At 43.9% G+C, this 5,151-nt stretch carries 7 protein-coding genes; 1 reads left to right on the top strand and 6 read right to left on the bottom strand.

Annotated features, from left to right (window positions below):
• Positions 1-199 precede the first annotated feature (199 nt).
• The 4 genes from rsmI to tmk are packed head-to-tail and all read right to left on the bottom strand — an operon-like array spanning position 200 to position 2,933.
• Positions 200-1,066 (bottom strand): 16S rRNA (cytidine(1402)-2'-O)-methyltransferase, encoded by an 867-nt coding sequence (gene rsmI / locus RWS39_RS09095; RefSeq protein WP_314482769.1) that lies wholly within the window; start codon positions 1,064-1,066, stop codon positions 200-202.
• A 2-nt stretch (positions 1,067-1,068) separates the two neighbouring features.
• Positions 1,069-1,386 (bottom strand): DNA replication initiation control protein YabA, encoded by a 318-nt coding sequence (gene yabA, locus RWS39_RS09100; protein WP_314482770.1) that lies wholly within the window; start codon positions 1,384-1,386, stop codon positions 1,069-1,071.
• A 9-nt stretch (positions 1,387-1,395) separates the two neighbouring features.
• Positions 1,396-2,298 carry a DNA polymerase III subunit delta' gene (locus RWS39_RS09105; RefSeq protein ID WP_314482773.1) on the bottom strand — a complete coding sequence of 301 codons (903 nt, stop codon included), beginning with the start codon at positions 2,296-2,298 and terminating at the stop codon, positions 1,396-1,398.
• Positions 2,295-2,933 carry a dTMP kinase gene (gene tmk / locus RWS39_RS09110; protein WP_314482775.1) on the bottom strand — a complete coding sequence of 213 codons (639 nt, stop codon included), beginning with the start codon at positions 2,931-2,933 and terminating at the stop codon, positions 2,295-2,297. Before tmk ends, RWS39_RS09105 begins: the two co-directional genes overlap by 4 nt.
• A gap of 180 nt (positions 2,934-3,113) precedes the next feature.
• Here tmk and RWS39_RS09115 point away from each other — a divergent pair, with 180 nt between their 5' ends.
• On the top strand, positions 3,114-4,001 hold the full coding sequence (locus tag RWS39_RS09115) for a YitT family protein (protein WP_314482777.1): 888 nt from the start codon (positions 3,114-3,116) through the stop codon (positions 3,999-4,001).
• 52 nt (positions 4,002-4,053) lie between these two features.
• On the opposite strand, the gene RWS39_RS09120 is transcribed toward RWS39_RS09115, so the two are convergent.
• Both RWS39_RS09120 and macP read right to left on the bottom strand, forming a co-directional pair.
• Positions 4,054-4,746, bottom strand: a complete 693-nt coding sequence (locus RWS39_RS09120) for a 5'-methylthioadenosine/adenosylhomocysteine nucleosidase (protein WP_314482779.1) — start codon at positions 4,744-4,746, stop codon at positions 4,054-4,056.
• An 82-nt stretch (positions 4,747-4,828) separates the two neighbouring features.
• Positions 4,829-5,140, bottom strand: a complete 312-nt coding sequence (gene macP, locus RWS39_RS09125) for a cell wall synthase accessory phosphoprotein MacP (RefSeq protein ID WP_045500835.1) — start codon at positions 5,138-5,140, stop codon at positions 4,829-4,831.
• Between the last annotated feature and the right edge of the window lie 11 nt (positions 5,141-5,151).

A 5,151-nucleotide genomic window follows, 5' to 3' on the forward strand; every position in this document is an offset into this window, starting at 1 on the left:
CTTTTTTCAAGACTTCCTTGGGCAATACTGCCGGTCCAGCAGAAAAATTGTAAATGGTCATATCCTACCTCCAAAAATGTATTTTGTCTATCATATCATAATGTTCAGAAAATTTCTATAATTCTTTCAAAGATATTTTTCTTTTTGGGAAATTTCCGAACAAAAGGAGGATTTTAGCAAAAAAACTAGCCAGATAGGACTAGTTTCTGTCTTCTTCATGATAAAGGGCATAGAGCTGACTCTTATTGCGCCCGTATTTTTTTGCCACTTCCTTGATAGCCTGATTTTTCTTGCTGCCGGATTGGACTAAGCTGTCAATTTCAGCCAATAGCTCCGCATCCGCTTTGTCTTCCTTCTCCAAGCTTGCACCAGCCACAATCAGGAGGCACTCGCCCTTGAGTGCATTCTCTGCCAGATAGTCTATCAACTCAGAAATCCTTCCTCTTTGGTATTCTTCGTAGATTTTGGTGAGCTCACGAACCAAGACCACTGAGCGATCGCCATAGACTTCCAGCATATTTTCCAGCGTAGCCTTGACCCTATGAGGAGATTCGTAAAAGATCTGTGTCTCTGGATAAGATTTTTTACTCTCGAAAAATTCCTTCTGCTGTCCAGACTTGCGAGGCAAGAAACCATAAAAAATATGAGGCTGAGGCTCTAAACCACTGGCAATCAGAGCGGAAATCCCAGCACTAGGGCCCGGAACCGTTACTACAGCAATGTCCTCAGCAATAGCCGCCTTGACCAAATCATGCCCCGGATCCGAAATACTGGGCAAGCCTGCATCGGATACCTGGGCTAGATTTTGCCCTGACTTGAGCAAGTCCAGCAAGACCGGTATCTTTTCCTGAGCATTGTGCTCATGAAAGCTGATTTGCCGCGTCTCAATCCCAAAGTGCTTAAGCAAAAGTCCTGTATTTCGGGTATCTTCGGCCGCAATGACATCCACTTCCTTGAGGGTATTGACCATACGAATGCTCATGTCGTCCATATTTCCAATGGGAGTCGCCACCAAATACAGCTTGCCGTAGAACGACTGTCCCTTAAAACTCTTCTGAATCTGCATCTCTACTCCCTGAATAACAACTCATCGCAGAACATGCACTCCGCATCGTTTTCTCGGCGTTGACCATAAAAATCTGTGCACACATGAAAGCCATCGTAGTACAGTTTACGGAGATTGTCCCGATTTTTATTGATTTTAATCGGTGCTGCTTGCTCTACCTCACCTAGTCGCTCTCTCAGCTTGTCATTTTCTAGCTGGAGGACGATATTTTCCTCGACGACACTCTTGAGATTTTTCTTGATGGCCTCTACCTCGGCAAGGGTCACTAAAAGCGTCTGAGAAAAATCATCCAAGGCATCAAATAGTTCTTTTTTATTCATTGTCTGCTCCTATCTTGCTTGGGCACTGGCTTTTAAAATCATGTATTCCAGAGCATTTTGAAAAGATACATTGGCTCGCCACATCTTCTTTGCTTCTAAGAGATCTTCCAGTTTCTTGCGACCTGCCTCGCTTCCAAGTTCCTTGGCCAGCAAGACCTCCAAGATTTTAAAGACCTGCTCCTGTTTATCCTTGTCCTCAGCCAGTTTAGCCAGCTTGGCCACTTGGAGATAAGCCTGATTCTCATTGGTCAGGGCAGCCTTAACAAAACGCTGACTCTCATTGACCAGCTCAAAGAAAGACTTGTTGGACACCAACTGATCGGCCTCTTCCTGGGTCTGGCTATATGCAGCCAGCAACTCAGCCTGACTTTTGATTAAGCCAGCCTCTTCCAGCTGGTGCTGGAGAGCGACCTGATTCTTCCGAAAGTGAAAGATCTGTGTTCGGCTCTTGATAGTAGGCAAAATCAGATGCTCATCAGCTGTCAAAAGAAAGATGTAAATCTCACTCTGGGGCTCTTCGATGACCTTGAGGAGAGAATTAGCGGCATTGACGTGCATCTTATCTGCATCACAGATGATAAAGACCTGTCTGTTGCTCTCCATACCGCTCTGGGAAAAACTTCTCACCAGCTCACGAATGCGTTCGGTTTTGATAATGCCATTCACCGGCCGCACAATCGTCACATCCGAAAAGTCCTCACTCTCAATCAAGCGACAAGCCCGGCAAGTACCACAAGGCCAAACTCCCTGACGATTCTCACAAAAGAGACTCTGGGATAAGGTCAACGCCATGGCAAAACTGGAAAAATTCCCTGAAAATAAATAAGCATGATTGAGTCGCCCTCCTTCTAAGATTTGCCGAAAAGTTTCTGTAAGATTAGGCTGGGCCTGACGTAAATCTTCTACTGTCATTTTTCTTTGATAAAACGTTCTTTGATAGCTGCCAAACTGTCGGCCACTACTTGCTCCAGCGGCTGACTAGCATCTATCTTAACGACACGTTCTGGTTCCTTTTCTAAAATAGTCAGATAGCCTTGACGCACGCGCTCATGCAGGTCGAGACCTTCCAAATCCAAACGATTGACTTCACGCTCCTTATTTCGAGCAATGCGAGCCAGCCCTTCCTTGACATCAATATCGAAATAAAGAGTCAAATCCGGCTTGAGACCATCTGTCGCAAACTGATTGAGCCATTCCACATCGTCAACCGCCAAGCCCCGACCGTAGCCTTGGTAGGCTACCGAGCTATCAATAAAACGATCTTGTAAGACCCATATCCCTTGCTCCAAGGCGGGCAGAACCTTCTCCGCCAAATGTTGACGTCGGCTGGCAATATAAAGCAGCAGCTCGGTCTTAGCATCCATGGCTGTGTGCCCCTTATCCAAAATCACCTCGCGGATTTTTTCAGAAATAGCAACACCGCCAGGCTCTCTAGTCTTCAGCAACTCATAGCCCATCTCTTTCAGCTGAGGAAGCAAAGCCTCTAAAACACTGGTTTTCCCAGCACCTTCTGGGCCTTCTAGCGATATAAAAACACCTTTTTTCATTGTTTTCCTTTTACATTCATTCTGCCAATGGCTGCAGAAATTCCTATTTTAGTCTATGCTTTATTGTACCAAAAATTATCCCAAAAGCCCATAGAAGAATTTCTCGAAAAATATTTCATATTATTTTCAAAAATGAAAACTTTTGATAAAATAGAGTCAGAAAATTCTTAGGAGAGTCTGATGTTTAAATTTAAAAATGTACTGGCCATCATTCTGGGGGCTGGAATTTTTTCTTTTGGGATTCATTATTTGGTGATTCCTTTTCACTTGTATGAAGGCGGAGCAACGGGGATAACCTTGATTGTCTACTACCTCTTCAAGATTCCTGTATCAACCACCAACCTGGTCATCAATATACCACTCTTCATTCTCGCTTGGAAATTACTGGGAAATCGCACCCTTTACCTTAGTATTTTAGGTACTTTCTCTGTGTCAGCTTGGCTTAAACTATTCGAGTTGCTACCTGCCTCCAAACATTTACAAGACTATTTCTTTTCTTCCTTAGATGGCGACGTCTTACTAGCCTGCCTTGGAACGGGAATTATTCTGGGAGTCGGATTAGGCATTATTTTCAACGCTGGAGGAACGACTGGTGGTACCGATATTGTAGCTCGTATTTTCAATAAATATACCAGCATCTCCATGGGCCGCCTCATGCTGACAGTGGACTTTATCGTGATCTCTCTGGTTCTTTTAGTCTTCAAAGATCTGCGCATGGTTTCTTATACACTCATGTTTGTCTTTATCACCTCTCGTGTTATTGACTTGATTGCTGAAGGTGGCTTCGCTGGCAAAGGCTTCCTGATTGTCACCAGCAAACCAATAGAACTAGCTGAAGCCATCAATGAAAAACTTGGAAGAGGGGTTACCTATCTGCAAGGACAGGGCTTCTATAGCAAGCAAGATTTGCAAATCGTTTATTGTGTTGTCTCTCGTAACGAAATGCAGCAAATGAAGAAACTCATCAATGACATTGATCCATTTGCCTTTACAACCATTACAGAAGCCCATGAAATCTTAGGAGAAGGCTTTACTCTAGACTCTAATAAACAACCTATCATCAAATAGAGTTATCATACACAAAAAGACTACAGAATGATTGGTCATTCTGTAGTCTTTTTTAGTCTAAGGTATTCAATAATTGAATGAGGGTTTCAGCTGAGCGCTTACCTGCTTCTAGGATAAATTCATCAAAAGTGATATTGGCATCATGGCTGGCTGTATCGCTCATTGCGCGAATGACCATAAAAGGCAATCCAAGAGAATGCGCGGCTTGAGCAATGGCTGCTCCCTCCATCTCGACAGCCAAAACATCAGGAAAATGCTTCTTAATTTGGTCAATCTTGTCCTGTCCAGCGATAAAACTATCTCCCGTCGCAATCAAGCCAACTCGGCTCGTCTGCTGGGTCTTTTCCAGCACTGCTTTCATCTCCTCAACTAAGTAGCGACTGGCTTCATAGTAGAGGGGTTGCCGTGCCATTTGACCATAGTTATAGCCAAAAGCTGTCACATCCACATCATGGTAGACCAAACGATCTGCCACCACTACATCTCCAATTTCTAGACCTGGAGCCACTGCTCCAGCGGAACCCGTATTGATGACCGCCGTCACCTCAAAATCATTGGCTAAAACAGCCACACTCATGGCTGACATGACTTTGCCGATTCCACTTTCCACCAAGACAACCTCATAATGGCCAATCCGACCAGTATAATAAACATGCCCTAGGCGCTGGTGTTTCTCAGCCATCTCCAGATGCTCTACCAGCAGCTTCAATTCCTCAGGCATAGCCGCGATAATTCCGATTTTCATGATTTATTCTTTCCTTTTTTACATTAAAAAGAGGGAGAGGAAGCAGAGTTTCATCTTCTCGTTTCCCTCACTCCCCTCTTTATCATAGCCAAATAATGGCCGCAATTAATCCAATCAAGAGAAGTACAATCCAGAACAGGATTTTGTTTAACTTAGCCTGAAAAATACTTCGTTTTTGATTTTCGATTCGACGACTTTTGATAACTGTCGGTTCAACTTCAATCTGTAGAGTATCCTGATTGACAGCTTGCCGTGGAGCAGCATAGCCGAAAGTTCCTTTTCTAGCAATAGAAATGACCTTAGTTTCTTCATCGTCCATCAGCAAGGGACCATCAATATGTTCTCCACGATTGGCCCGCTCAATGATTTCATCTGTTAATAAAGCTTTTCCCATTGATCTACGTT

Source organism: Streptococcus cristatus (genome assembly GCF_963529205.1).
GTDB classification, from domain to species: Bacteria; Bacillota; Bacilli; order Lactobacillales; family Streptococcaceae; genus Streptococcus; species Streptococcus cristatus_O.

Excerpts from the sequence above, each read along its gene's own strand:
- yabA (WP_314482770.1), bottom strand. The coding sequence starts at position 1,386 with ATGAATAAAAAAGAACTATTTGATGCCTTGGATGATTTTTCTCAGACG.
- rsmI (WP_314482769.1), bottom strand. The coding sequence starts at position 1,066 with ATGCAGATTCAGAAGAGTTTTAAGGGACAGTCGTTCTACGGCAAGCTG.
- tmk (WP_314482775.1), bottom strand. The coding sequence starts at position 2,933 with ATGAAAAAAGGTGTTTTTATATCGCTAGAAGGCCCAGAAGGTGCTGGG.
- macP (WP_045500835.1), bottom strand. The coding sequence starts at position 5,140 with ATGGGAAAAGCTTTATTAACAGATGAAATCATTGAGCGGGCCAATCGT.
- RWS39_RS09115 (WP_314482777.1), top strand. The coding sequence starts at position 3,114 with ATGTTTAAATTTAAAAATGTACTGGCCATCATTCTGGGGGCTGGAATT.
- RWS39_RS09105 (WP_314482773.1), bottom strand. The coding sequence starts at position 2,298 with ATGACAGTAGAAGATTTACGTCAGGCCCAGCCTAATCTTACAGAAACT.
- RWS39_RS09120 (WP_314482779.1), bottom strand. The coding sequence starts at position 4,746 with ATGAAAATCGGAATTATCGCGGCTATGCCTGAGGAATTGAAGCTGCTG.